The organism is Arthrobacter agilis (assembly GCF_006494655.1).
Classification (GTDB): Bacteria; Actinomycetota; Actinomycetes; order Actinomycetales; family Micrococcaceae; genus Arthrobacter_D; species Arthrobacter_D agilis.
On record NZ_VHIM01000001.1, the window covers coordinates 102,437 to 128,719 of the forward strand.

At 68.4% G+C, this 26,283-nt stretch carries 25 protein-coding genes, 1 tRNA gene and 1 pseudogene; 8 read left to right on the plus strand and 19 right to left on the minus strand.

The features are described from left to right. Positions 1-92 precede the first annotated feature (92 nt). Positions 93-704, plus strand: coding sequence for a TetR/AcrR family transcriptional regulator (locus tag FJV46_RS00485; protein WP_087030649.1), 612 nt, complete (start codon positions 93-95; stop codon positions 702-704). A gap of 174 nt (positions 705-878) precedes the next feature. Continuing rightward, the gene (locus tag FJV46_RS00490) at positions 879-1,346 is read left to right on the plus strand and encodes a GNAT family N-acetyltransferase (protein ID WP_087030653.1); all 468 of its coding nucleotides are present in this window, start codon (positions 879-881) and stop codon (positions 1,344-1,346) included. A gap of 52 nt (positions 1,347-1,398) precedes the next feature. Here FJV46_RS00490 and FJV46_RS00495 read toward each other — a convergent pair whose 3' ends face one another. From FJV46_RS00495 to pdhA, 3 genes are read right to left on the minus strand one after another with little or no spacing between them, the layout of a single operon-like run. Further along, entirely contained in the window at positions 1,399-2,859 is a 1,461-nt protein-coding gene (locus FJV46_RS00495) for a dihydrolipoamide acetyltransferase family protein (RefSeq protein WP_087030657.1), read from the minus strand. Beyond that, the gene (locus FJV46_RS00500) at positions 2,856-3,878 is read right to left on the minus strand and encodes an alpha-ketoacid dehydrogenase subunit beta (protein WP_087030660.1); all 1,023 of its coding nucleotides are present in this window, start codon (positions 3,876-3,878) and stop codon (positions 2,856-2,858) included. Before FJV46_RS00500 ends, FJV46_RS00495 begins: the two co-directional genes overlap by 4 nt. Next, positions 3,878-5,080 carry a pyruvate dehydrogenase (acetyl-transferring) E1 component subunit alpha gene (gene pdhA / locus FJV46_RS00505; RefSeq protein ID WP_370684697.1) on the minus strand — a complete coding sequence of 401 codons (1,203 nt, stop codon included), beginning with the start codon at positions 5,078-5,080 and terminating at the stop codon, positions 3,878-3,880. Before pdhA ends, FJV46_RS00500 begins: the two co-directional genes overlap by 1 nt. Before the next feature lie 184 nt (positions 5,081-5,264). Between pdhA and FJV46_RS00510 the strand changes: the two are divergent. Next, a pseudogene (locus FJV46_RS00510) lies at positions 5,265-5,740 on the plus strand (Lrp/AsnC family transcriptional regulator). A 105-nt stretch (positions 5,741-5,845) separates the two neighbouring features. Here the strand turns inward: FJV46_RS00510 and FJV46_RS00515 are convergent. From FJV46_RS00515 to FJV46_RS00525, 3 genes are all read right to left on the minus strand, one after another. Continuing rightward, the gene (locus tag FJV46_RS00515; RefSeq protein ID WP_087030665.1) at positions 5,846-6,145 is read right to left on the minus strand and encodes a hypothetical protein; all 300 of its coding nucleotides are present in this window, start codon (positions 6,143-6,145) and stop codon (positions 5,846-5,848) included. Positions 6,146-6,431: 286 nt separating this feature from the next. After that, positions 6,432-8,069, minus strand: a complete 1,638-nt coding sequence (locus FJV46_RS00520) for a monocarboxylic acid transporter (protein ID WP_087030669.1) — start codon at positions 8,067-8,069, stop codon at positions 6,432-6,434. Beyond that, positions 8,066-8,449, minus strand: coding sequence for a DUF485 domain-containing protein (locus FJV46_RS00525; RefSeq protein WP_087030672.1), 384 nt, complete (start codon positions 8,447-8,449; stop codon positions 8,066-8,068). Before FJV46_RS00525 ends, FJV46_RS00520 begins: the two co-directional genes overlap by 4 nt. Positions 8,450-8,677: 228 nt before the next feature. Here FJV46_RS00525 and FJV46_RS00530 point away from each other — a divergent pair, with 228 nt between their 5' ends. The 4 genes from FJV46_RS00530 to FJV46_RS00545 all read left to right on the plus strand — a co-directional run bounded on the left by FJV46_RS00530 (position 8,678) and on the right by FJV46_RS00545 (position 12,615). Next, on the plus strand, positions 8,678-9,865 hold the full coding sequence (locus FJV46_RS00530) for a sensor histidine kinase (RefSeq protein ID WP_087030675.1): 1,188 nt from the start codon (positions 8,678-8,680) through the stop codon (positions 9,863-9,865). Positions 9,866-9,884: 19 nt separating this feature from the next. Then, entirely contained in the window at positions 9,885-10,604 is a 720-nt protein-coding gene (locus FJV46_RS00535) for a LytR/AlgR family response regulator transcription factor (protein ID WP_087030678.1), read from the plus strand. Positions 10,605-10,712: 108 nt separating this feature from the next. Further along, positions 10,713-11,099, plus strand: coding sequence for a DUF485 domain-containing protein (locus FJV46_RS00540; RefSeq protein ID WP_087030681.1), 387 nt, complete (start codon positions 10,713-10,715; stop codon positions 11,097-11,099). Next, complete coding sequence (locus tag FJV46_RS00545) at positions 11,092-12,615, plus strand: sodium/solute symporter (protein WP_370684698.1); 1,524 nt, start codon at positions 11,092-11,094, stop codon at positions 12,613-12,615. Before FJV46_RS00540 ends, FJV46_RS00545 begins: the two co-directional genes overlap by 8 nt. A 25-nt stretch (positions 12,616-12,640) precedes the next feature. Here the strand turns inward: FJV46_RS00545 and FJV46_RS00550 are convergent, their stop codons facing one another. From FJV46_RS00550 to rpsB, 6 genes are all read right to left on the minus strand, one after another. Then, a complete protein-coding gene (locus FJV46_RS00550; RefSeq protein WP_087030684.1) occupies positions 12,641-13,219 on the minus strand; it encodes a DivIVA domain-containing protein in 579 nt (192 codons plus the stop codon). Between the two features lie 80 nt (positions 13,220-13,299). Further along, complete coding sequence (locus tag FJV46_RS00555; protein ID WP_087030687.1) at positions 13,300-14,325, minus strand: phosphatidate cytidylyltransferase; 1,026 nt, start codon at positions 14,323-14,325, stop codon at positions 13,300-13,302. Then, a complete protein-coding gene (gene frr, locus FJV46_RS00560) occupies positions 14,325-14,882 on the minus strand; it encodes a ribosome recycling factor (protein WP_087030690.1) in 558 nt (185 codons plus the stop codon). The genes FJV46_RS00555 and frr overlap by 1 nt, the downstream gene beginning before the upstream one ends. Before the next feature lie 120 nt (positions 14,883-15,002). Continuing rightward, positions 15,003-15,743 carry a UMP kinase gene (gene pyrH, locus FJV46_RS00565; RefSeq protein ID WP_087030693.1) on the minus strand — a complete coding sequence of 247 codons (741 nt, stop codon included), beginning with the start codon at positions 15,741-15,743 and terminating at the stop codon, positions 15,003-15,005. 174 nt (positions 15,744-15,917) lie between these two features. Beyond that, positions 15,918-16,754: a translation elongation factor Ts gene (tsf, locus tag FJV46_RS00570; protein ID WP_087030696.1), complete on the minus strand. Its 837-nt coding sequence runs from the start codon at positions 16,752-16,754 to the stop codon at positions 15,918-15,920. A gap of 134 nt (positions 16,755-16,888) precedes the next feature. After that, positions 16,889-17,833: a 30S ribosomal protein S2 gene (gene rpsB, locus FJV46_RS00575; protein WP_087030699.1), complete on the minus strand. Its 945-nt coding sequence runs from the start codon at positions 17,831-17,833 to the stop codon at positions 16,889-16,891. A gap of 480 nt (positions 17,834-18,313) precedes the next feature. Here rpsB and FJV46_RS00580 point away from each other — a divergent pair, with 480 nt between their 5' ends. Further along, positions 18,314-19,006 carry a M23 family metallopeptidase gene (locus tag FJV46_RS00580; protein ID WP_087030702.1) on the plus strand — a complete coding sequence of 231 codons (693 nt, stop codon included), beginning with the start codon at positions 18,314-18,316 and terminating at the stop codon, positions 19,004-19,006. A gap of 15 nt (positions 19,007-19,021) precedes the next feature. On the opposite strand, the gene FJV46_RS00585 is transcribed toward FJV46_RS00580, so the two are convergent. From FJV46_RS00585 to FJV46_RS00615, 7 genes are all read right to left on the minus strand, one after another. Further along, on the minus strand, positions 19,022-20,212 hold the full coding sequence (locus FJV46_RS00585) for an acyl-CoA dehydrogenase family protein (RefSeq protein ID WP_087030705.1): 1,191 nt from the start codon (positions 20,210-20,212) through the stop codon (positions 19,022-19,024). A gap of 253 nt (positions 20,213-20,465) precedes the next feature. After that, positions 20,466-20,539: transfer RNA gene (locus FJV46_RS00590), tRNA-Ile, on the minus strand. Between the two features lie 129 nt (positions 20,540-20,668). Further along, positions 20,669-21,892, minus strand: a complete 1,224-nt coding sequence (locus FJV46_RS00595; protein ID WP_087030708.1) for a glycosyltransferase — start codon at positions 21,890-21,892, stop codon at positions 20,669-20,671. Positions 21,893-21,941: 49 nt separating this feature from the next. Beyond that, positions 21,942-22,817, minus strand: coding sequence for a DMT family transporter (locus tag FJV46_RS00600; RefSeq protein WP_087030710.1), 876 nt, complete (start codon positions 22,815-22,817; stop codon positions 21,942-21,944). After that, on the minus strand, positions 22,805-23,428 hold the full coding sequence (locus FJV46_RS00605; RefSeq protein ID WP_170212714.1) for a CDP-alcohol phosphatidyltransferase family protein: 624 nt from the start codon (positions 23,426-23,428) through the stop codon (positions 22,805-22,807). The genes FJV46_RS00600 and FJV46_RS00605 overlap by 13 nt, the downstream gene beginning before the upstream one ends. 116 nt (positions 23,429-23,544) lie before the next feature. Next, positions 23,545-24,390 (minus strand): phage holin family protein, encoded by an 846-nt coding sequence (locus tag FJV46_RS00610; protein WP_232008612.1) that lies wholly within the window; start codon positions 24,388-24,390, stop codon positions 23,545-23,547. A gap of 147 nt (positions 24,391-24,537) precedes the next feature. After that, on the minus strand, positions 24,538-25,971 hold the full coding sequence (locus FJV46_RS00615) for a sugar porter family MFS transporter (protein ID WP_087030719.1): 1,434 nt from the start codon (positions 25,969-25,971) through the stop codon (positions 24,538-24,540). Positions 25,972-26,283 lie beyond the last annotated feature (312 nt).

A 26,283-nucleotide genomic window follows, 5' to 3' on the forward strand; every position in this document is an offset into this window, starting at 1 on the left:
CAGTTAGCAGACGCTAACTCGATTCAGGTTAGTGGTCATTAACCTGAATGTCCATCAGAATGAGGGAAAGACCCCTGGACGATGAGGATTGCATGGAGGCCCTGCCCACCGAGGACCGCATGACCGGCCGGAGCATCGCCAAGGCGAGCCGTCGCGCCGCCCTGCTCGACGCCGCCGCACATCTCTTCGCCGTCCGCGGCTACAACGGCGTGTCCATCGAGGACCTCGGCGCCGCCGCAGGTGTCAGCGGTCCGGCCGTGTATCGACACTTCGCCGGGAAGCCCTCCGTGCTCTCGTCGCTGCTCACCGGCGTGAGCGAGGACCTCCTCGAAGGTGGCCGGGCCGTCGCGGCCGCCGCCGTCACACCGGAGGATGCACTGCGGGCCCTGATCCGTTTCCAGGTCGAGTTCGCGGTGAGCCACGCCGACGTGATCCGGGTTCAGGACCGCGACCTCGGGTCCCTGCCGGACGAGGACGAGCGCACCGTCCGCTCGCTCCAGCGCAGCTACGTCCAGGTCTGGATCGACGAACTGGCGGCTTTCCAGCCGGATTCCGAGCGCCCGCTGCTGCGACGCAGGGTCCATGCCGTGTTCGGTCTGATCAACTCGACGCCCCACACAGCGCACGGCACCGGCCCCGGCAGCGACCTGGCCGCGCTGCGTGAATTGCTGGAGGACATGGCGTGGGCAGCTCTGACCGTGTGAGGACAACCACTCGAGGCGGATCCCGCAGGTACCGGGGCTGCGCGGCCGGGTAGCCGGTGCCCCTCCTGGCCTGGGTGGCGCGTCCCTGCGGCATCCCCTGCCGCCTAGTACGCTGAACCACGAGAAGCTCCGGTCACGCAGTGTGGCCGGACCCCGCCGACTGAAAGTGCCACCGTGATCACGCTACGTCCCGTGGAATCCACCGACCTCGACGAGTTCTTCTCGCACCAGCTGGATCCCAGTGCCAACCACATGGCGGCTTTCGGCGCGAAGAACCCGTCCGACCGCGGGGTCTTCGACCACCACTGGCAGGACATCCTCAATGATCGGAAGATCACGGTGCGCACCATCCTGTCCGACGGCGACGTGGTGGGCAGCATCCTGGCCTACCACGACGGCGATGCGCCGGAGATCAGCTACTGGATCGACAGGTCGCGGTGGGGTCAGGGCATCACCACCGCCGCCGTCGGGCAGTTCCTCGACGAGGTCACCGAGCGGCCCATCCGTGCCCGCGCCGTGGCGGACAACGTGAGCTCCATCCGCATCCTCGAGCGCTGGGGCTTCCAGCAGGTCGGCGAGACGCAGGGCTTCGCGCCGGCGCGCGGCGCTGTGGTGCGCGAGCTCATCCTCGAACTGGTCTAGCCCCGCGGCCCCGCCCCCGCACCTGGACCATCGCCAGGAGTATCGCCTGGACCTAGACCATGGTCAAGACCATCGCGGGGTTGCGCAGGATGGTCCCGACGTCGGCCAGGAAGCGCGAGCCCTGCTCGCCGTCGACCAGCCGGTGGTCGAAGGACAGGCTGAGCGTCATCACGGACCGCAGTGCGACGGCACCCTGGTACTCCCACGGCATGCTGCGCACAGCTCCCATCGCCAGGATGGCCGCCTCACCCGGGTTCAGGATCGGCGTACCGGCGTCGATGCCGAACACACCGATGTTCGTGATCGAGACCGTTCCGCCCGCGAGATCGGCGGGAGGGGTCCTGCCGGCGCGCGCGGTCTCGGTCAGCGCCCCGAGCGCCCGAGCGAGGTCGACCAGCGTGCGCGACTGCGCTTCCTTGATGTTCGGGACCAGCAGCCCGCGCGGCGTCGCGGCGGCGATCCCGAGGTTCACGTCCGAGTACTGGACGATCTCCTGCGCAGCCTCGTCCCAGGACGAGTTGAGCGTCGGATTGCGCGCTATCGCGATGCACACGGCCTTGGCGACGATGGTGAGCGGCGTGACCCTCGTGCCTTCGAAGGCGCGGCTCGATCTCAGGTCGGCGAGCAGCTCCATGGTCGGCGTGACGTCGATGGTCAGGAACTCCGTGACGTGCGGAGCGGTGAAGGCACTCGCCACCATGGCCGCGGCTGTGTGCTTGCGCATGCCCCGGATGGGGACACGCTGGACACCGGCGCGCGGCGGGACGGACGGGCCCGGGCCCGACGCCGGGGCGGAGTCCCCAGCGACAGGGCCAGCCCCCGCAGGGCTGTCGGCGTCCGGACGGTCGGCGTCCGGCCTGTCTGCGTTCGGGCTGTGGCCGTCCGGGCTGTCCGCGAGCACGGCGAGGACGTCCGCGCGCGTGATCAGTGCGTTCGGCCCCGTGCCCGTCACCGCGCCGAGCGTGACGCCGAGATCGCGCGCGAGCTTGCGGACGGGAGGGGTCGATCGGGGCCGGTCTGCACCGGTGACTGCAGGGTCGGGAGTTGGCTCGGGTGCTGTCGCGGGCGGAGCCTCCCTGGTGGACGCAGGGCCGGGGGCCGGGGCATGCGTCGCGTGGCGCGCGCGCCGCTGGGGTCGGCCCCCCTTCTCAACCGCTGCGCCGTATCCCACGAGGTTCGGCTCACGCTTGGCGGGCTCCTCCTCCTCGGGCGGTGGCGAGACCTCGCCGGACTCGCTCCCCACCCTGAACGAGACGATCGTCGCACCGACGTCGACCACGGTCCCGGCGGCCTCGTGCAGGGTCACGACGACGCCCGCGTACGGCGAGGGGAGTTCGACGACGGCCTTGGCGGTCTCGACGTCGGCGATGATCTGGTTGAGCTCGACGGTGTCGCCCTCGGCGATGTGCCACTGGACGATCTCCGACTCGGTGAGTCCTTCCCCGAGGTCGGGCAGCCGGAACTCCCGGATGCCGGTCGACGTGCCGGCCGATGACAGGGTGGCCGCGGTCATTGCGCCGCCCCCTGGCCCTCGAGGCCGCTCAGCGAGTTCTGTCGGCGGAGTACACGGTCCACCCCGTCGAGGATCCGGTCGAGGTCGGGGAGATGGTGGAATTCGAGTTTCGAGTACGGGTAGGGGATGTCGAACCCCGTGACGCGCACGGGCGCGTGCTCGAGGTAGTCGAAGCAGCGCTCCGTGATGCTGGCGGCGATCTCCGCGCCGAGCCCGCCGGACTGCGCGGCCTCGTGCGTGATGACGAGCCGGCCGGTCTTCCGCACCGAGGCCTCGACCGTCGCGAAGTCGATCGGCGCGAGCGACCGCAGGTCGATCACCTCGATCGAGATGCCGTCGTCGGACGCCGCGATGGCGGCGTCGCGGGCGGTGGGCACGAGGGGACCGTAGGTCACGAGGGTGACGTCGGTGCCACGAGCGACCACGCGGGCCGTTCCCATGTCCGACGACGCCGGGATCGCCCCCTCATCCACTTCACCCTTGACGTGGTAGCGGCGCTTGGGTTCGAAGTACAGGACCGGATCGTCGCTGGCGATGGCCTGCTGGATCATCGTGTAGGCATCCTGCGGGTTCGAGACGCTGACCACGCGCAGCCCCGAGGTGTGCGTGAAGTAGGCCTCCGGTGATTCCGAATGGTGCTCGGGCGAGCCGATGCCGCCGCCGAAGGGCACGCGGATGGTGATGGGCATCTTCACGGCGCCCTGCGTGCGGTAGTGCAGTTTGGCGACCTGGCAGACGATCTGGTCGAACGCCGGGTAGATGAAGCCGTCGAACTGGATCTCGACCACGGGCCGGTACCCCCGATAGGCCATCCCCACGGCGGTACCCATGATGGCGGCTTCCGCGAGGGGGCTGTCGAGCACGCGGTGGGCGCCAAAGTCCTTCTGCAGGCCGTCGGTGATGCGGAAAACACCACCGAGCTTGCCGATGTCCTCACCCATGAGGATCACCTTGGGGTCGTCATCCATCGCGCGGCGGAGGCCTGCGTTGATCGCGCGGCCGAAGGTCATGGTGGACATCAGCGGGAGCCTTCCTGGGAGGTCTGGGCGAAGGAGGCGAGGTAGCGCTCGTAGTGGTCCTGCTGGCGGTCCAGCCAGGAGTTCGGCTCGCTGTAGACGTGCCGGAAGACGTCCGACGGCGCCGGTTCCGGCATGGACAGACAACCCTCGCGCAGTTCCGCGGCCACGGCGTCGGCCTTCGCCCTCACGGCGTCGGAGTAGGTCGCGTCGAGCAGTCCCAGCGAGTCGAGCAGCGTTGCGAGGCGAGCGAGCGGGTCGCGCGCGCTCCAGTCCTCGAGTTCGTTGGCGTCCCGGTACCTGGTCGGGTCGTCCGCCGTCGTGTGCGGCCCCATGCGGTAGGTGACGGCCTCGATGAAGGTGGGGCCTCCCCCCGATCGGGCGCGGGCGAGTGCTTCGCGGGTCACGGCGAGGCAGGCGAGGACGTCGTTGCCGTCCACCCGCACGGACGGGATGCCGAAACCGGGCGCCCTTCGTGCGATCGGGACGTGGGCCTGTACTCCCACCGGCTCGGAGATGGCCCAGTGGTTGTTCTGGCAGAAGAAGATGACGGGCGCCTGGTAGCTCGCAGCGAAGACCATGGCCTCGTTGACGTCACCCTGGCTCGTGGCACCGTCGCCGAAGTAGGTGACGGCGGCGGAGTCGGCGCCGTCGTTGATGATGCCCATGGCGTAGCCCGTGGCGTGCAGGGTCTGTGCCCCGATGATGACCTGCGGTGTCGCCATGTTGATGGAGTAGGGGTCCCAGCCCGACGAGGCGTTGCCGCGCCAGACACGCAGGATGTCGGCGAGGTCGACGCCCCGGCAGTAAGCGACGGCGTTCTCGCGGTAGCTGGAGAACACGAAGTCGTCCGAGCGCAGTGCCCTGCCGGAGCCGATCTGCGCAGCCTCCTGCCCGAGGAGCGGCGGCCAGAGAGCCAGTTCCCCCTGGCGCTGCAGAGCCGTGGCCTCCGCGTCGATGCGGCGCACCACCACCATGTCCTCGTACAGCTTCTGCAGGGCGGCGCCGTCGACGTCGGCAACGAGGTCGTCGTAGTGGTCGTGCGGGTGACGCACGCCGTGGTGGTCGACGAGTTGGACGAGCTCGTCCGCGGCCTCGTGAAGCGGGCCGGGGAGGACTGTCCCGCTCATGGCTCGCGGCCTCGTGTCCTGCCGGTCGGACCCCGATGTGGATCCTCGGCCCGGCCGGGTGGCGTCCTCGCTCATTGCACGATACCTCCGCTAATCAGACGGCCCCTTCCCCGCGATCGGCAGGCCCAAAGGGCACCGGGCGCCTTTACCCGGAATGAATATGACCCTACTCACAGGCCGCAGATGGCACAACCGATTCCTTGTCCACTGAGCAGAGTGCCCTATTCCGGTCGTTGGGCTCGTGTTAGCGTTGCGCACTATGCAACCCCTCGACCTCACGGACACGCGACTCCTCCAGGCAATGTCCAAGGACCCGCGGCGCACCGTCGTCGCCCTCGCCCAGAAGCTCGGGCTCTCCCGCAACAGGTGCAGGCACGGATGGCGCAACTGGAGAAGAAGTCGGTGTTCCTCTCCTTCGAGCGCCGCATCAACACGGTGTCACTCGGCTACCCGCTGACGGCGTTCATCCACGTCCACGTCCAGCAGCAGAAACTGGCGGCGATCACGCACAGCATCGCGGCCGTACCCGAGGTCATCGAGGCGTTCGGGCTGACCGGCCAGGCCGACATCCTGGTGCGGGTGGTGGCCGTCGACGCCGAGGACCTCTTCCGCATCAACGGGAAGATCCTGGCCTGCGACGGCGTGGAACGGTGCGATACCTCGCTTGCGATGGGCGAGCTCGTCCCCTTCCGCGTGGAGCCGCTCCTGGCACGCGGACCGCGCCCACCGTCCTAGCGCACAGCGCCTCCCCACCGTCGATCGGGTGGGCGACGGACGGCAGACGGCCCCGCGCGTGCATGCCGACCGGCCCGAGCTGACGAGGGCGAAGAGTTCCCTCTGCTACCGGGTCAGGGAGTCGTCGCGGAAGCCGTAGATGACGGGCACCGCGCAGTCGACCGCTGGACACTGCAACTCCTGAACCACCGGGTTCAGCGGCTTGCCGCAGACCAGTCCGTTCGCGTTGCCCTCGGAGTCGATCACCCCGGGAAGCCGGTAGCCCTCCTCGAGGAGTTGCGCGACGATCAGGACCTGGTTGCTGGCAGGGCACCCGGTCGCGGACGCAGGCTCTGCCAGGGCCGCGGTCGACGGGATGAGAGCGAACGCCGCGGTTGCCGCGGCGACGAGGACGAAGCGTTTCATCGGAATCCCTTTCGGCAGGGCCGCACCCTTGCGGCCACCTTCAGTGTGTGCCCGGAACGCCCGGCCCGCAAGGACCGATTGAACGGTTCCGCGCGGCCCACGACGTCGACGATGTCCGCGACTCCGCGACAGCCGCACGAACCTGAGCGAGCCCGTGCACGACGCCGATCGCCGCTGGCCGTATCACCGCCCGCCCGTCCGACCGGGCGTACCTGCGGTCGTCGTCAGGGACGCGAAAGGGGCCGCCCAACATCCGGTGAGCGGGCCCCTCCGTACGACGCGCGGCCTAGTGGTCGGTGGCCTTCTCGGCTCCGACGCCGGTCAGCGAGCGGACCTCCATCTCTGCCTGCTTCATCGGATCCTCCGTGGTGCGGGAGAGGACCGTGCCCAGCCAGCCGAGGAAGAAGGCCAGCGGGATCGAGACGATGCCGGGGTTGCTGAGCGGGAAGATCGAGAAGTCGGCTCCCTGGATCATCGACTTCTCACCGCCGGACACCACGGGCGAGAGGGCGATCAGCAGGATCGCCGAGCCGAGCCCGCCGTACATGCTCCAGATGGCGCCCTGGGTGTTGAACTTCTTCCAGAACAGAGAGTAGAGGATGGTGGGCAGATTCGCACTGGCAGCGACCGCGAAGGCGAGGGCCACGAGGAAGGCCACGTTCTGGCCCTGCGCTCCGATACCGCCCACGATCGACAGGAGGCCGATCACGATCACCGTGCGGCGTGCCACCTTGACCTCGCCGTCGGGGTCGACCTTGCCCTTCCGGATGACGCTCGCGTAGATGTCGTGCGCGAAGGACGCCGCCGCGGTGATGGTGAGGCCTGCGACCACCGCCAGGATCGTGGCGAAGGCGACGGCGGAGATGAGTCCGAGGAGGATCGACCCGCCGAGCTCGTAGGCGAGGAGCGGTGCCGCCGAGTTGACGCCGCCGGGAGCGGCCGCGATGCGATCGGCGCCGATGAGGGCACTCGCACCGTAGCCGAGGACGAGCGTGAAGAGGTAGAACGCCCCGATGAGCCAGATGGCCCAGACCACCGAGCGGCGGGCTTCCTTCGCCGTGGGGACGGTGTAGAAGCGCATGAGCACGTGGGGCAGGGCCGCCGTCCCGAGGACCAGGGCGAGCGCGAGGGACAGGAAGTCGAGCCGCGTGGTGGCGCTGACGCCGTACTGCAGGCCGGGGCTCGTGATGGCCGCGTTGCCCGAGGTCTCGATGGCGGCACCCAGCAGCGTCGAGAGGTTGAAGTCGTGCAGCGCGAGGACCCAGATGGTCATGATGAATGCGCCGGCGATCAGCAGGCAGGCCTTGATGATCTGCACCCAGGTGGTGCCCTTCATGCCGCCGATCAGCACGTACATGATCATGAGCACGCCGACCACTGTGATGACGATCGACTGCCCGAGGCGGTCGTTGATGCCGAGCAGGAGCGAGACGAGCCCGCCGGCACCGGCCATCTGGGCCAGGAGGTAGAAGAAGCACACCGCCAGCGTGGTGATCGCCGCTGCGATGCGCACGGGCCGTTGCTTGAGCCGGAAGGAGAGGACGTCCGCCATCGTGAACTTGCCCGTGTTGCGGAGGAGTTCCGCGACGAGGAGCAGTGCCACGAGCCAGGCCACGAGGAAACCGATGGAGTAGAGGAAGCCGTCGTAGCCGTTGATCGCGATCGCGCCGACGATGCCGAGGAACGAGGCCGCGGAGAGGTAGTCACCGGCTATGGCGGTGCCGTTCTGGCCGCCCGTGAACGAGCGACCGGCCGCGTAGTAATCGGCGGCGGTCTTGTTGTTGCGGCTGGCCCGCAGGACGATCACGAGGGTGATCGCGACGAACAGACCGAAGATCGCGATGTTCAGGACGGGCGAGCCGACACTGGTGGCCTCCGCTGTCTGCAGTGGGACGCGGATACCCGCTGCGGTGATGATGCTCATTTCTTTCCACCTGACGGGTCGACGAATACTTCAGGGGCTGCTTCCTCGAGTTCATGGCGCAGACTCGCGGCAATGGGGTCGAGGCGCCGGTTGGCGTAGCTGACGTACCACATGGTGATGGCGAAGGTACTGACGAACTGCAGCAGTCCCAGGATGATGCCGACGTTGATGTTGCCGAACACGGGCGTTGCCATGAACTCGTGGGCGTAGTCCGCCAGTAGCACGTAGGCGAAGTACCAGAGCAGGAAGAACACTGCCATGGGGAAGACGAAGCTGCGGTGGCGCTTGCGCAGTTCCTTGAACTGCTCGGTCTGCTGGACTTCGGTGAAGTCGACGGCAGCACCGGAGCCGGCGTCCGGCTCTACTGGGTGCGAACCCATGGTTCCTCCTTCTCGGGCGTCCCACCGACCGCGACGGCGGCATCCTTGCCGCGCAGGGAGGCACGTCGGTGTGACACCCATCACTGTGCGTGACGCCGGCGCCCTTCACCAGCGCGGCGCGGTCACGCGTCGGTGAGCGAGCGGCAAGGTGCGGTGAACGGTCGCCGGACGCGCTGAACGGCAGTGCCGACGGTCAGGCAGGCGCCGCCGGACGGTTACTGTGGTGCCATGTTCAGCGCCGCCGTCGACACCGCCCTGGTGTGCGCCGTGGCCGTCATCACGCTCGCCGTCGTCGCCTCGCTCGGCTTCCGCTTCTCCCGCTCGTACCGTGATCTCGGCTCCGACGCCGATCGCGCCACCTACGCGACACTCCACACCGCGGCCCTGGCGTCCGAGCACCTGCGCGAGGGCCTGACGCCCACGGGCGCCGCCCGGGCGAGCCGGCACCTCCGCGGCCTGCTGCGGTGCGACATCCTGATGATGAGCGACACCGACGCCGTGCTCGCCTGGGACAGTGGCCGCGGGGTCCCTCCGGAGGTCATGCCCCTCGTCCGGCAGGTCCTCGAGAGCGGACGGACCCAGATCTTCCGCCGGCAGAAGCTCGAGGCAGCGGACCTGACGGACCTCGGGGAACTCGTCCTCTCCCCCGTCCGGGCCGACGACCGCGTGGTCGGGACCGTCGGAGCCTTCGCAGGTGACGTCAACGCGGGCCTCGTGCGGGCCACCAACGAGCTGGCCGGCTGGGTCTCCACCCAGGTGGAACTCGCCGAGCTGGGCTCCTCGCGCCGGCTGCTCGCCGAGGCGGAGGTCAGGGCCCTGCGCGCGCAGATCAGCCCGCACTTCATCTACAACTCGCTGAACGCCATTGCCTCCTTCATCAACACCGACCCGCAGCGAGCGCGCGAGCTCGTCGTCGAGTTCGCGGACTTCACGCGCTACTCCTTCCGCCGCCACGGTGACTTCACGACGGTCGCCGAGGAGCTGCGGAGCGTCGACCGGTACCTGCTGCTCGAGCGCGCACGCTTCGGGGACAGGCTGAAGGTCACCCTCGAGATCGGGCCGGAGGTGCTCAGTACCGTGATTCCGTTCCTCAGCCTGCAGCCGCTCGTCGAGAACGCGGTCCGCCACGGTCTCGATTCGCGGGACGGCCGCGGGCACATCACCATCACGGCGCACGATGCCGGAGCTTTCGCCGAGGTGACGGTCGAGGACGACGGCGTCGGGATCGATCCCGAGCACCTGCGCTCGGTGCTCGCAGGCCACACGGAGGACGTCCACGTCGGGCTGCGGAACGTCGATCTGCGTCTGCGGCAGGTCTACGGCGACGACCACGGCCTCGTCATCGACACCGCGCCCGGCGCCGGCACGCTGATCACGCTGCGCGTGCCCAAGTCGCAGCCGGATCACCAGGCGTGAGACGCGTAACCTAGGACGCATGGTCAATGTCATCGTCGCCGACGACGAACTCCCCGCCGTCGAGGAGCTGGCCTTCCTGCTCGGCAAGGACGCCCGGATCGGGACCATCCACCGTGCATCGAGCGGAGCCGAGGCGCTCCGGGCCCTCGAGCAGCACGCCGTCGATGCCCTCTTCCTCGACATCCACATGCCCGCCCTGTCCGGGCTGGACATCGCGCGCGTCATCTCCCGCTTCAGCCGCCCTCCCGCGGTGGTCTTCGTGACGGCCGACGAGGATCGTGCCCTCGAGGCCTTCGACCTCCGCGCGGTGGACTATCTCCTGAAACCCGTGCGGACGGAACGGCTCGCGGAGTCCGTGCGGCGCGTCTGCGAACTGATGGAGGGCTCGACCGCGGCGCCCGAGGTCATCACGGTGGACCAGGGCGGGGTGAGTCGCATGATCAGGCGCGACGACGTCCGGTACGTCCAGGCACAGGGCGACTACGCACGCCTGCACACCTCCGAGGCGAGTTACCTCATCCGCATCCCGCTCAACGATCTGGAGCGCCAGTGGGCGGACGCGGGGTTCCTCCGCACGCACCGCTCCTACCTCGTCGCGATGGACCAGGTGCGGAAGGTGCACATGGGAGCGGGACGCGCCAGCGTGTTCGTCGGCGATGCCGAGCTGCCCGTCAGCCGCCGGCACCTCCCCGATGTGCGGGACAAGCTCGAGGCCACGCGTCTCCGCCCGAGCCACTGAGGGCCGGACCGATGAGTCGCGTTCCGTCGTCCCGCCCTGTGAACGACGTCCGGTGAGGTCTGCCGAGCCGGGCGGGCGTTGCGCCAGGATGCTCCGGGACCGCACGCCATGACCCCCGACGAACCGGACGTACCCCGCCGGGTCCGTGTGACGGCGCCACGCACGGCAGCACGGGTGCGGGGGGCGTCCTTCCCCGTCGCGCGTGAGATGGCGGAGCAGTCCGAGGTGGGCCAGCTGTTCGTCGCGTCCCTCATCCGGTCGCAGCTGCGCCTCGCGCTCGTGGTGGCCGGGGGGTTCCTCGTCATCCTCATCGGGATACCGGTCCTGCTCGCGGTGTTCCCCGACATCAACGCCGTCACCATCCTCACGGTGCCCGTTCCCTGGCTACTCCTCGGCCTCGGCATCTACCCCCTGGTCATCAGCTGCGCCGTCCTCTATGTCCGCAGTGCAGGCCGCAACGAGCGGCGCTTCCAGGATCTCGTGGACGATGACTGAGGCGCTCGGCAGCAGGGCGCTGGAGCTGAGCCCGGCGGTGGGCTATTCCGCCCTGGCCCTCGTGGCACTGAGCACGGTCCTGATCGGGATCTACGGCCTGCGCATCTCCCGGACCACCGGGGACTTCTACGTGGCCTCGCGTACCGTGCGGCCCTGGTGGAACGCCTCGGCGATCGGCGGCGAGTACCTCTCTGCGGCGAGCTTCCTCGGTGTGGCCGGCCTGATCCTCATCTCCGGTGTCGACGCCCTGTGGTTCCCCATCGGCTACACGGCCGGGTACCTCATGCTGCTGCTGTTCGTCGCGGCACCGCTGCGCCGCTCCGGCGCCTACACCATCCCGGATTTCGCGCAGGCCCGGCTGGATTCCCTCCCGGTGCGGCGCGTCACCAGCATGCTCGTCGTCGTGGTGGGCTGGCTGTACATCGTCCCGCAGCTGCACGGAGCCGCCCTGACGGTGCGGATCACCACGGGCCTGCCGAACTGGGTGGGACCCCTCGCCGTCGTCGTCGTCGTGACCCTGAGCGTGGTGACGGGCGGGATGCGCTCCATCACCTTCGTCCAGGCCTTCCAGTACTGGCTCAAGCTGACGGCCCTCGCGATACCCGTGGTCTTCATCCTCGTCCGTCTCGGCTCCGACGGCGCACCGGTCACCGGCGGCGGGAGCGCCTTCACCGCCGATCTCAACACGACGGCGGATGCCTCGCTCTACGGCACCATCTCCCTGGTCATCGCGCTCCTCTTCGGCACGCTCGGACTCCCGCACATCCTCGTGCGGTTCTACACCAATCCCGACGGCGCGTCCGCGCGCCGAACCACGCTGATCGTCCTCGGCCTGCTGTCGGTCTTCTACCTCTTCCCCACCGTGTACGGGATTCTCGGTCGCATCCATACGCCGGAACTCGCAGCGGAAGGGGCCGCGGACGCCACGGTCCTGCTCCTGCCGGGCCGCATCTTCGACGGCACGGCGGGCGATCTCCTCTCGGCCCTCGTGACGGCGGGCGCGTTCGCCGCGTTCCTCTCGACGACGAGCGGGCTGGTGGTGTCCCTCGCTGGTGTGGTGAGCCAGGAGTTCTTCCAGGGCAGCGTGAGGGGTTTCCGTCGGGCAGCGCTCCTGTCCGCACTGGTGCCGCTCGTCGTCGCACTGCTGACGGACAGCCTCGCGCTGGCGGGCAGTGTCGGTTCCGTCTTCGCCTTCACGGCGTCGACCATCTGCCCGCTGCTGCTGCTCGGCATCTGGTGGCGGGGTCTCACCGACGCCGGAGCCATCGCAGGGATGCTCGTGGGGGCCGTCCTGTGCGGCGGGGCCATCGCGGCCACCGCGCTCCTGGGCGACGGCGGCAACCATTGGGTGTGGCTCGGCCAGCCGGCCCTCTGGAGTGTGCCGACGGCGTTCGTCACCATGGTCCTCGTGTCACGGGCTACGTCTGGGCGGCGCCCGGCCTCCGCCTCGCGCGTCCTCGCCCGGCTCCACACCCCGGAGCCGCGCCGGAGCGACGGCGCCGACCGGCACCCGTGACACCGCCCGAGGCCGGTCACCGGGATCAGTCGATCCCGGCCATCAACTCCACGACACGGTCCAGGAACACATCGACCTGGTGCTCCTCGTAGCCCTCGGCGCCCCGGGCCTCCCGGAACACGGCGCGGCGCACCACGTCCACGCTCAGGGGGAGGTCCTGCTCGAGATAGCGGACCAGGTCGTCGCACAGCCGGTCCACGTCGCCGACGTCGTAGCTCGTGCTGTTCTTCCGCGAGGGCCGGCGGAACCTCTCTCCCGCCGGCCGGTGCAGCCTCCTTCGGAGCACGGCGGCGCTCCTGCCGATGCGCCGGAGCCAGGCGTCCTCTCCCTCGGCCGCGATCAGGTGGTCGCGCTCACGCTGCGCGAGGGCGTCCTCCAGCCGGTCGAGCGCGGCGTCCACGGCCGGGGGCTCGTACCCGCCCTTCACCGGGTTGAAGGCGACCGCGCGCACCTCGTTGCTCGTGATCGGGACGCTGCCCGGGTGCCCCGCGTCGTCGTGCCCGCCTGCGGTGTCCAGGAACCGGTCGACCTGGCGCGGGTCATAGCCGTACTCCCCCCACTTGACGCGCGTGAAGGGAGAGCTGCTCGGGCGAGCCTCGTCCATCGGTGAAGTCCTTTTCGCTGGAACCCTGTGAGACCGTGCGGGAGCCGATGGCCCCGGGGACGCGCGCCGCGGACCGGCGGTCAGAGCAGTCCCGGAACCAATGTAGCGGACAGCAGATAGGCCACCGGGCAGGCGAGGACGATCGAATCGAGCCGGTCCATGACCCCTCCATGGCCCGGCAGCAGGTTCCCCATGTCCTTCACTCCGAGCTCCCGCTTGATCATCGATTCCGCGAGATCTCCCGCCGTCGCCGAGGCGACGATCGCGACCGCGAGGACAAGTCCGAGCCACAGCGGCTGGCCGAGGAGGAGGACGGCGCAGAGGCCCCCGACCACGAAGGCGCCGCCGATCGACCCGCCGAAGCCCTCCCAGGATTTCTTCGGGCTGATCTTCGGCGCCATGGCGTGCTTGCCGAAGAACGCACCGATCAGGTAGCCGAACGTGTCGTTCGCGACGACCAGCAGGAGCAGGGTGACGATGACGAGCCTTCCGCCCTCCGCCCGCATCAGCAGCATGGCGAAGCTGAGCATGAACGGCACCCAGAGAACAGTGAAGGTCCCGGCCATCAGGCTCTTGGCAGCATCGGGTGCGGGATCGACAGCGCGCCACAGGAAGACAGCCAGGACGGCGACGACGACGGCGGCGGCGAGGCCTTCCGCTCCGCCGAAGTACGCGGAGAAGGGCAGCAGCAGTGTGCCGGCCATCGCCGGCACCAGCGGGACGCGGATCCGACGGAGTTCCAGCGCACGGCTGATCTCCCACACCCCGACCGCGGCGAAGAGTGTCACGATCCCGACGAAGATGATCGGGAAGAACAGCAGCCCGACGAGGACCGGGAGCAGGAGCCCGGCACCGACGCCGATCGCAGCGGGCAGATTGCGGCCCGCACGGGACGGGGCGCCCGGTTCCCTGATGGGCCGTCGACGCCGGAAGAGGCCGTGGGTCAGCCGCCGTGCGTCACGGGACTCCCGACGGGAGGCGGCGGACGCCGGGGCCGCCCCGGCGTCCGCCGCGGTCCCGGGATCGGTCGGCCTGCCAAGCTGTGTCCCGACAACGGGCCCGGGCTCACGCTCGTGGTCCGTGCCGGGAGGGTCGAGGTCTGCCATCAGACCTCGAGCAGCTCAGCTTCCTTGCGCTTCAGCAGATCGTCGATCAGGTCGACACGGGCCTTCGTTGCGGCGTCGAGTTCCTTCTCGGCGCGCGAGCCCTCGTCCTCGCCGGCGTCGCCGTCCTTGACCGCCTTGTCGATGCCGTCCTTCGCCTTGCGGCGGACGTTCCGGATCGAGATCTTGGCGTCCTCGGCCTTCGTCTTGACGAGCTTCACGTATTCCTTGCGGCGCTCCTGCGTCAGCTCGGGCAGGACCACGCGGATCACGTTGCCGTCATTGGAAGGATTCGCACCGAGATCCGAGTCGCGCAGCGCCCGCTCGATGTCGTTCAGCGCACTGCGGTCGAACGGTGTGATGAGCAGCGTGCGTGCCTCGGGGTTCTGGAAGGACGCGAGCTGCTGCAGCGGCGTGGGAGCGCCGTAGTACATGACCACGACCTTCGAGAACAGCGAGGCGTTGGCACGGCCCGTGCGGACAGTCGCGAAATCGTCCTTTGCAACCTCCACGGCCTTGTCCATCTTGTCGGTGGCTTCCAGCATGGTCTCTTCGATCACAATGTCTCCTTCGCTCTGCAGTCGGCTGCACGGCAACCGTTCCAGTGGTCAATCCTAGTTCAAGCGTGTTCGGCGTCCCGGCGCATGCGGAGCGCCCGTTGCCCTGATCGTCGGGAGCGGCTAGGCCGTGACGATCGTTCCGAGCTTCTCACCGCGGATGGCGCGGGTGACGTTGCCCTCGCCCTCCATGCCGAATACCACCATGGTCAGGTTGTTGTCCTTGCACATGGTCATGGCGGTCTGGTCCATGACGCGGATGTCGCGCCGCAGCGCGTCGTCGTAGGACAGTGTCTCGAGCTTCTCAGCCGTCGGATCCTTGTGCGGATCGGCCGTGTAGACGCCGTCCACGCCGCTCTTGGCCATCAGCACCTCGTCCGCGTGCACCTCGAGGGCGCGCTGGGCGGCGACGGTGTCGGTGGAGAAATAGGGCAGGCCGGCCCCGGCACCGAAGATGACGACGCGGCCCTTCTCCAGGTGCCGGATGGCGCGCCGCGGGATGTAGGCCTCGGCGACCTGCCCCATGGTGATGGCGCTCTGCACGCGCGTCTCGACGCCTGCCTGCTCGAGGAAGTCCTGGAGGGCCAGGCAGTTCATGACGGTGCCCAGCATGCCCATGTAGTCGGCACGCGAACGGTCCATGCCGCTCTGGGACAGTTCGGCTCCGCGGAAGAAGTTCCCTCCGCCGACCACGATCGCCACCTCGACGTCGCCGATGGTGGCGGCGATCTGCTTCGCGACGGAGCGGACGGTCTCGGGATCGACGCCGAGCTTACCCCCGCCGAAAACCTCTCCGGAGAGCTTGAGGAGTACCCGCCGACGGCCCTCGGTGCCACCCGCGTGAACGGTGGGTGTGGTGTCCATGAAGTGCCTCCCGGGCGTAGTTCTTCGGGCCTGTCCTGGTCGGACGGCCGGTTGTGCGGGGGTGTGGGATGTTGCCGGACCCGTTACAGGATACGGGGCGCCTCCCGGACGCAGCGAAGGGCGGCCACCTCGATGGCGGCCGCCCTTCCGTGCTGGTGCTGTACGGCCGGAAGCCTACGCTCCGACGCGGAACCGCGCGAAGGCGGTGGCCGTGGCGTTCGCCTCGGTCAGAACCGCGGCGACGGACTTCTTGGCGTCCTTCGCGAAGGCCTGGTCCACGAGGACGCCCTCCTTGAAGAACCCCGTGAGGCGCCCCTCGACGATCTTGGTGAGCGCCTGCTCGGGCTTGCCCTCGGCGCGGGCGGTCTCGTCGGCGATGCGGCGCTCCGACTCGACGAGCTCGGCGGGGACGTCCTCGCGGGTCAGGTAGGTCGGCGAGTATGCAGCGATGTGCACAGCGACGTCGTGTGCGGTCTGGACAGCGGCGTCTCCCGAACCCTCGACGGCGAAGAGCACGCCGACCTGGGCGGGGAGGTCCTTGGACGTCTTGTGCAGGTAGGCGTCGACGATCTGGCCCTCGACACGCGCGATCCGGCGGACGTCGACCTTCTCGCCGAGCAGAGCTCCGGCCTCGATGACGTGCTCGGAGACGGGCTTGCCCTCCAGCTGGAACGCGAGCAGGCTCTCGACGTCGGTGGCACCGGACTCGATGGCAGCGGCGAGCACCTTGTTCGAGAAGTCGATGAACGGCGCGGCCTTCGCGACGAAGTCGGTCTCGCAGTTGACCTCGACCATGACGCCGACGTTGCCGTCGACACGCGCGGCAACGAGGCCCTCGGCGGTGGAGCGTCCCTCGCGCTTCGTCGCACCCTTGAGACCCTTGATGCGGATCAGTTCGAGGGCCTTGTCGGCGTCGCCATTGGCTTCGTCGAGGGCCTTCTTGACGTCCATCATGCCGGCGCCGGTGCGCTCGCGCAGGGCCTTGATGTCAGCGGCAGTGAAATTTGCCATGTGCACTCCTAAGGTGATGTGGATCTACGAAGAGCTTCGGGGGCATCGGCCCCCGGCGCAGGCGTCACACGGTGACCACCTGCAGAACATGCGGAAGGGGCGTGGTTCTACCCACACCCCTTCCGCACAGTGGACTACTTGGAGTCGCCGGCGGCTTCCGTCACGGGAGCTACCGCGTCGGGAACCTCTTCCGCGATGGGTGCCTGCAGACCGGCGGGCGCCTCGGCGGCTGCGGCCTCGGGAGCCGCAGTCTCCGCTGCTGCGGCCTCAGGAGCTGCCGTCTCCGCTGCCGGCTCGGCGGCAGGTGCGTCGGAGCTGCCCTGGAGCAGTTCACGCTCCCACTCGGCCATGGGCTCGTCAGCAGCGGCCTCGCCGTTGCCCGAACGGTTGTGGCGAGCCATGAGACCCTCTGCAACGGCGTCCGCGATGACACGGGTCAGCAGGTTGACGGCGCGGATGGCGTCGTCGTTGCCCGGGATCGGGAAGTCGACCTCGTCGGGATCGCAGTTGGTGTCGAGGATCGCTACCACGGGGATGTTGAGCTTCTTCGCCTCGTCGATCGCGAGGTGCTCCTTCTTGGTATCGACGACCCAGACCACCGAGGGGGCCTTCGTCAGGTTGCGGATACCACCGAGGTTGCTCTGGAGCTTGGTGAGCTCGCGCTTCAGGAGCAGGAGCTCCTTCTTGGTGTGGCCCGAGCCGGCGACGTCGTCGAAGTCGATCTCTTCGAGTTCCTTCATGCGCTGGATGCGCTTGGAGACCGTCTGGAAGTTGGTGAGCATGCCACCGAGCCAGCGCTGGTTCACGTAGGGCTGGCCGACGCGGGTCGCCTGGTCGGCGATAGCTTCCTGTGCCTGCTTCTTGGTGCCGACGAAGAGGACGGTTCCGCCGTGGGCGACCGTGGCCTTGACGAACTCGTAGGCGCGGTCGATGTAGCCCAGCGACTGCTGGAGGTCGATGATGTAGATGCCGTTGCGCTCGGTGAAGATGAAGCGCTTCATCTTCGGGTTCCAACGGCGGGTCTGGTGACCGAAGTGGACGCCGCTGTCGAGCAGCTGGCGCATGGTGACGACTGGCATGTCATGCCTTTCTTCAGCCTCGGCTCCAGCGCAGTGCGCCGCCTGAGGCTTGTTGACGGTTATCTCTGTGACGGCCGGGGTGGACGCCACATCCTGGCGCCTGGTCGTTCGGAACGGACACTCCCTCCCTCACCGGACTGTGCCGGACCGCAGGGGAGGAGTTTCGACTGCCGTGGACGGCAGCGAATCGCAGGCGCGCGTAGTCAGCCTGGAACGCCCAACCCACGACGATGACGATGACACCACGTGGAGGGAGCAGCAGACTGCTTGTTCGAGTGTACTACAGCAACACTCCTCCCCCGGCCCGGCGGACCTCGACACCGGCGGGGGACGACGCCGCAGCCGAGCAACGACGCCCGTCTCCCGGCGTCCCGCGCCTCCCGCGCCTCCCGCGCCTCCCGCGCCTTCCGCGGTGGACATCCTGTCCACATAGCCGGGCGCCCGGTGCGCCTCCCGTGACGCATCCTGAAGAGTGCGGGGATGAGATCCTCCCCCTCCTCGTCGGCGCAGCGGATCGTCGCACTCGTCCTGGTGCCGTTGTCCCTGGCGGTCGGCCCGACGTCGCCCCCGGCTCCTGCGGCGGCCGGCCCGACGCAGCAGTCGTCGCAGCAGTCCTCGGAGCAACTGTCGTCGCAGCAGTCGTCGGACCAACAGTCGTCGTGGCTGGCGCAGGAACCCTCGCAGCCACGATCATCGGAGCGTCGCGGACGATCGGAGCCCTTCGTGCCGGAATGGTCCTGGCCGCTCACGCCGACACCGTCCGTACTCCGCAGGTTCCAGAAGCCTCCGCAGAACTGGAAGTCTGGCCATCGCGGTATGGACCTCGCAGTGACGGAAGCTGGGGACGGGTTCTCGAGCCCGGCGGACGGGGTGGTCTTCTTCTCCGGCCGGGTCGTGGATCGTGGCGTCCTGTCGATCGATCATGGCAACGGTCGCATCAGCAGTTTCGAGCCGGTGGAGACCGACCTCACCAAGGGCCGGCGGGTGGCGCGGGGCGAGCATCTCGGCTCCATCTCCGCAGCGGGTCCGTCGCCGTCCTCCGCGCACTGCATCCGCACGTGCCTCCACTGGGGCGTCCGGGTCGACGGCGAGTACGTCGACCCGCTGGGGTTCGTCTCCGATCGCCGCCCGTCGGTCCTCCTGCCCCTCGGTGAGGGACGGCCGGCGCCATGACGCCGACCGCCCGGGTCACACGAACGCGGCGATCCCCGTGATCGAGCGTCCTACCACCAGCGTGTTGATCTCCTGGGTGCCCTCATAGGAGTACACGGCCTCCGCATCGGAGAAGATCTTCGCCATCTCGTAGTCCGCCACGATGCCGTTTCCGCCGAGGATGTTCCGTCCAGCGGCCACGCTCTCACGCATCCGGGCCGTCGTGAACGCCTTCGCGAGGGCGGACTGCTCGTCCTTTGCCTTCCCTGCGTCCTCGAGCTGGGACAGCCGGACCATCATGCCCATCGAACTCATCGCATTGCCGAGGATCTGTACCAGTTGCTGCTGCACGAGCTGGAAACTGGCGATGGGGCGGCCGAACTGCTCGCGCTCCACGGCATACCGGCGTGCCACATCGAAGGCCGCGAGTTGCTGGCCCACCGCCTGCCAGCCGACAGCCAGGCGCGTCACCTTGAGCACCTTGTTGGTGTCCTTGAAGCTGTTGGCGCCCTTGAGGTGGAAATCGTCCGACACCACGACGTTCTCGAGGACGATATCTGCATTCTCGACGATGCGCAGGGCGATCTTGTTCTCGATCTTGGTGGAGGAGAAGCCGGGCGTCGTCGTGTCGACCATGAAGCCCTTGACCTGGTTGTCCTCCACGTCCCGGGCATAGATGACGACCCAGTCGGAGAAGGTCGCGTTGCCGATCCAGCGCTTGGCGCCGTTGAGGATCCAGGTGTCACCGTCGCGCTGCGCCGTCGTCCGCGTTCCACCGGCCACGTCCGAGCCGCCGAGGGGCTCGGTCAGTCCGAAGGCTCCGATCTTCCTCAGGGCATAGATGTCGGGCAGCCATTCCTCCTGCTGCTCCTTGGAGGCGAGGGCCTCGATGGATCCGGTGAAGAGTCCGTCGTGGACGCCGAGGAAGGTGGCGATCGAGGTGTCCGCCCGGGTGAATTCGGCGTGCGTGATGCCGGCGAAGAGGTTCGAGTAGCCCTGCCGGTGGACGGGGCTCACGGGGTCGAGTTCGGCGATCCTCGGGATGAGCTCCTGCGGGAAGGAGCCCTGGTTCCACCATTCGACGGCGTGGGGACGGACCTCGGCGGTGAGCCACGAACGGATCTCCTGGAGGCGGGAGCGCTCCTTGTCGGACAGCAGTTCCTCGAAGGCATAGAAATCGCCGTCGGCATACGGCAGGTTGTTGATATCGATGGTCGTCTTGCTCATGGGGATACCTCACTCTGGTCCTCGGTGACCGGCCCTGTCACTCGCCGTCGCAAGATGCTCGGCGGGCGCATTCCGCGCTGGACCCTATGTTACCCGTCGGTAATATAGGGCGCCAGTGGACGGCATCCCGCCGCGTCCCCGCTCCGGTACGACGAACGCGCCACCCCCGACGAGGGGATGACGCGTTGATGTCCGCCGCGAAGCCGCCTCGGCAGCCATGGCTACCGCGACCTGCCGTTGCCCCGGACAGGGGTAGGGCTGCTGGGGCTTGAACCCAGGACAAACGGATTATGAGTCCGCTGCTCTAACCAGCTGAGCTACAGCCCCGAGGAGCATCTGCTCCATCTGCGCCTCCCCGGGCGGTGGGGCGGACGCAGGTCCTATTGTAGACAGACGGCGCGAGGGCGACCGACGCCGGCGGGCAGCGGTCACCAGGACCGCACGGGCCCCTCCTGTTCAGCCGGCCGCCCGGGTGCGGTCATCCGCGGGCGGGCGGGCCGTGGTCGCCGTTCCGTAGTAGAGGCCCTCGAAGGTCTCGAGCGTCGAGCGGATGTCGTGCTTCTCCACCATGGCCCTGCTCGCTGCGCCCATCGCCGACTGCTCGTCCGGGGAGAGCTCGAGGATCTGGGTGATGCGGCGTCCCAGTTCCTCGGAATCCCCGGGGGTGAACAGGTAGCCGTTCTCGCCGTCGGACACCAGATGAGGCAGGGCCATCGCATTGGCGAGCAGGACGGGCGTCGATGCGGACATCGCCTCCAGCGTCACGAGCGACTGCAGCTCGGCCGTGCCGGGTTGGCAGAAGAGGGAGGCCCGGATGTAGCTGAGGCGGAGTTCGTCGTCGTCGATCAGGCCACGGAAGCTCACGCGGTCACTGATTCCGAGCCGCGCGGCCAGCTCCTGGAGGGCGGCCTTGACCTCCCCTCCGCCCACGATCTCGAGCCGGACCCGCAGGTGCTCCGGGGTTCGCGCGATGGCCGAGATGAGCACGTCCACGTGCTTCTCCTCCGCCAGGCGTCCGACGAAGAGCACCGTGGGGTCCTCGTGCGGTTCGATCACCTCGCCGGGCTGGACCTCGTACGCCGCCGCATCGATCCCGTTGGAGACCGGCAGGACCTCGCGCAGGAAGGCGTGGTCGTGCATCGCCTTGGCGGCGAGCGGCGTGGGCGTCGTAACGGCGGCGGCCTTGCCCATCACCTTGCCCATGTCCTTCCACGAGTTCTTCGCGATGACCTTCTTGAACCACGCGGGGAAGGGCAGGAAGGGATTGAGGTTCTCCGGCATGAAGTGGTTGGTCGCCACCACGCGGATGCCGCGCTTCACGGCCTCGTACAGTGTGTACTCGCCGACCATGTAGTGGCACTGGATGTGCACGACGTCGGGCCGGACCTGGTCGAACAGGAGGCTGATGTCCCGCTTGATCTCCCACGGATAGCAGATGCGCCAGTAGTCGTGCGTGGGGACGCTGTGCGAGCGGAGGCGGTGCACGGTCCAGTCGCCCCCGGGCTCCGTGTAGCTCCTGCCGTTGGACACGCCGGGAGCGAGGACATGGACGGAATGTCCCCGGCCGGTCATCCCCTTGGCGAGCCGGTACCCGAACTGCGCCGCACCGTTCACGTTGGGCGGATAGGTGTCCGCCGCGATCAGGATGGTCAGAGGCTTGTAGTCAGCCGGGTAACTCACGCGTGGATCCCCTACGTCGGTGTGCTGGTCGGAACTGCCGGGACGTGCGTCATCGCTGCCGTTTCACCACGTCCGGGTGATGGCGGGACAGCGCGACGACCCCAACAATAGCAACGAGGGCTGCCGCGCCCATTCCCAGCGCCGTGACCGTCCGCACATCCGGCTGGAGCTCGTCGAGGATGGTGATGCCCACGGCGATGCCGATGATGGGGTCGATCACGGTCAGCCCTGCGATGACGAGATCCGGGGGGCCGGTGGCGTAGGCGCTCTGCACGAACCAGGAACCGAGGGCTGCAGCGGCGACGAGCGCCACGAGCGTCAGCACCGGCACGTTCAGCAGGAAGCGGCCGTTCGGATCGAGAAGATGCCCCGCCACGATCTTCGTCAGCACCGCGACGAACCCGAACAGCACGCCCGCCCCGAGGATGTAGGCGAAGGCGTTGAGCCGGTGCTTCCCCAGGACCGCCAGCGAACCGAAGACCACGACGGCTGCCGTCAGCAGGAACACCACGGACAGTTCCTGCCCCGGGTCGATCGCATGGTTCTCCCGGGTCACATTGACGGCGAGCAGGACGAAGACCGCGCTGCCCGTCACGCACGCGGTGATGGCGGCGACGGTCGGCCGGTTGATCCGGATGCCCTGGTCCCGGGAATTGACGATCGTCGTGATGACCAGCGCGATCGCCCCGATCGGCTGGACGACCGTCAGGCTGGCCAGGCTCAGGGCCACCACGTTGAGGGCGGTGCCCGCGCCGAGCAGGGCGAGCCCGAACAGCCAGCGGGGATTCGCAAGGAGCCGCATCAGGCCCGACGAACTGAGATTGAGCCCACCCGTGTTCGCGCGGACGGCACTGCCCTGGCGCTGCGCTCCGAACGCGAGGAAGACGGCGCCGAGCAGCGCCAGCCCGATGGCTAGGAGGGGCACGACTGCTTCCCGGCCTGCTGCAGCCGGTACGTGCGGTGCGCCGCCCTGAAGTAGGCGACGAACGCAACCAGATGGAGGACGCACCCGGCGGCGAGCACAGCCTCCGCGAGGATCAGCAACCATTCCTGCTCGTAGCCCTCCACACGGTGCAGCAGGAGTAGCGGGGCGCCGACGAGGAGCAGGGCGGTACGGATCTTCCCGACGGTGATCACCGGCAGGTGCAGGGGGCCGCGAAAGAGGACAAGGGCATTGATGATGAGGATGACGTCGGGGATGACGATCGTCCAGACGAGCCAGGCCGGCGCGATACCCGCGAAGACGAAGGTCACGGCTACCACAATGAGGGCGGTACGGTCCGCGACGGGGTCGAGCCACTTCCCCACGACCGAGACCTGGTTGAGCCGGCGCGCTACGTATCCGTCCACCCAGTCGGTGCTGCCCATGACCGCGAGGGTGATGACCGCTGCCCCGTACGCCTGCTGCGTGATGAGCCAGACGAAGAGTGGGACGCCGAGGAAGCGCAGAACCGTGATCAGGTTGGGCAGGGTCAACGCCGTCGCGAGTTCGGCCACCTCACCGCCGCTCCGTGCTCCCGCCCCGATCAGTCTCATCACCCGTGCCTCCCCACCCCATTATGCAGGCAGGCGGCCCCTCCCCCGTGCCTTCCGCGGCGTGCTGCGGAAGGACGTCGGGCGAGGGACCGCCAGCGCGATCGGAGCCGGGGAGGCTACTTGCTGAGCAGCCTGCGCAGCATCACGAGCATTGCCGCGACGGACGCACCGAGAACACTCAGCGGCTTCCAGCGGTCGGCGAGAGTGGTGTTGAGCGGGACCTCGCGACGGACGGCGACGGCGGCCACACGCTCGCCGCTGCCGTCGGTCGACGCACCGGTACCACGACCACCGGACGCGACCTTCCGGCTGTTGGCGTCCTGTGAGCGGTGCTTCGCGCCTTCCAGGCGGGCCTTGACGTCCACGCGCGCGCCGAGGGAGTCCCTGACCTCCGCGATGTGCGTCCGGCGCTCTCCCGAGCGGCCGCGCAGTTCCTCGTAGGACGGCGTCGGCTCCTTGGGCTTCGTGTCCTGCGCATCGGCGTCGGACTTCTTGTCGCCCTTGTCCTCCTTCGGCTTCTTCACATCCAGGGTCGCCGGGTCGAAGCTGCGACCCTCCTTCAGCACACCGAGGTCGTAGCGGATCCCCCGGATCGCATCCTCGGGGACGAGGGGAAGCTGCTTCTTGAAGCGCGACACACCGATCAGCGCGAGGATGCCGCCGATCACCAGGAACAGGAGGGCGACGAGAAGGGCCGCGAGCCAGGCCGGCATGATCTCGGCGAGCCCCATGATGGCTGCCACCACGAGGGCGACTGCGAAGAAGAGGACGAAGACGAGGGCCACGACGAGGAACGCGGCCGCGATACCTGCCTTGATCCCCTTCTGCTTCATCTGCTGCAGGGCGATCGAGACTTCGTCGCTGATCTGGCGCGGGGTCAGGCGCGCCAGGAGCTTGATGAGCCCGAACAGGGAGATCGAACCTGTGGACCGCTTGCCGCGCATACTAGCCGAGCTGTTCATAGGCCCTGCCTCCATTCGTCTGTGGTCTTGCTGGACATTCGCTGAACCAAAATTACCATCGGGCGCGACGCTCGGTTCCGACCGTTCCGGCGGGCGTCCGTCCGGCCCCGATCCGGTACCGTCGACGACCTTCGCCTCGCGGGCCCGTCAGGACGAGGTGACCGTCGCATTGTCCTCGAGGTCCTTGCCCGTGAATTCCGGCAGCTTGGCCCGCACGAAGACGAAGGACAGCACGGCGAACACGGTGAAGGCGGCGTACATGATCCAGAGCCCGAGGTTCTCGCTGACCCACGGGAACGAGAGGGTCACGATGAAGTTGAACACCCAGTTGACCATCGTCGCGACGCCGAGGGCGATCGACCGGATCCGGTTCGGGAACATCTCGCCGAGTGTGACCCACATGACCGGGCCCCAGGTGGCCGCGAAGAAGATCACGAAGAGATTAGCGCCGACCAGGGCGACCGGCCCCCACGCGCCGGGCAGCGTCAGGCTCTCCCCCTGGCCCTCCGCCTGCAGGAAGGCGAGGGTCGCCGCGAGGAGACCGACGGTCATGCCGACCGAACCGATGAGGAGCAGGCGTCGCCGCCCCACGCGGTCCACGAAGAAGATCGCCACGAAGGTCATGGCGACGTTGATCACCGACGTGATGACCGACGTCGTGAAGGAATCGCTCTCGCTGAACCCGACGGACTTCCACAGCGTGGTGGAGTAGTAGAAGATCGCGTTGATGCCGACCAGCTGCTGCAGGGCGGCGATGGCCATGCCCACCCACAGGATCGGCTGCAGTCCGAAGGCGGGACCGCGGAGGTCGCGGTAGCTGGCGCGATCCTCCCGCTCGAAGCTCTCACGGATCTGGATGATCTTGCCCGAGGTGTCGCGGACTCCGGCGACCCGCGAGAGGACCCGCGCAGCCTCCTCGTCCCGCCCTGCCCTGATGAGGAACTGCGGTGACTCCGGGATGATCAGCGCCAGCACCCCGTAGACGACGGCGGGTACGACGCCGACCAGCAGCATCCAGCGCCAGGCGGAGAGTCCCCACCAGAACTCCTCGCCGGCCCCACCAGCGGCGCCGGCAAGGGACGCGTCCGAGAGCAGGGCCGCGAAGATGCCCACCGTGATGGCCAGTTGCTGCACGGAGGCGAGACCCCCACGCCACTTCGAGGGCGCGATCTCGGCGATGTAGCCCGGGACGATCACCGAGGCGATGCCGATCGCGAGGCCACCCACGAGCCGCCAGCCCATGAGATCCCACTCGGAAAACGCATAGGCGGAGCCGATCGAGTTCACCGCGAACAGGAGCGCGGCAGCAACCATGACCTTCTTCCGGCCCCAGCGATCTGCCAGGCCGCCCGCGAACCACGCGCCGACCGCGCAGCCGAGCAGCGTGATCGCGACGGTGAAACCGAGCACGCTCGCGGACAGGTCGAAATCGGCCTGAATCGAATCGACGGCACCGTTGATGACCGCCGTGTCGAACCCGAACAGGAGCCCTCCGACGGCGGCCGCGACGGTGATCCCGATGACCCTCGCGAGATGCTTCGGAGACTGCTCGGTCTCCGTGCCGGCGTCGTTCCCGCTCATGTGTCATTCCCCCTGCTCGTTTCGTGTCTGCTCACCCTACGTCAATCGGAAGGGTGCTTAGGGCCTGCGAGCGCGAGTGTTCACGGGAACGGGTTCCAGTGAGGGAGGGTTGACGGGGGTCGTAGGATGGAGGGGTTATTGATTCGCCCCAGCAACCAACTCCTCCCGTCAGGGTCGACGCGGTGCCTCTTGCGAGCCGCTCCGCCGTCGTTGCCGGGCCGCCGCCGCGGTCGATGCATCCCCGATGCTTCCCGGTCCGTCCACGGCGCGCATCGCGGCGGCGCCGCCGGGGTCACCGCCCGGAGCGCTTCC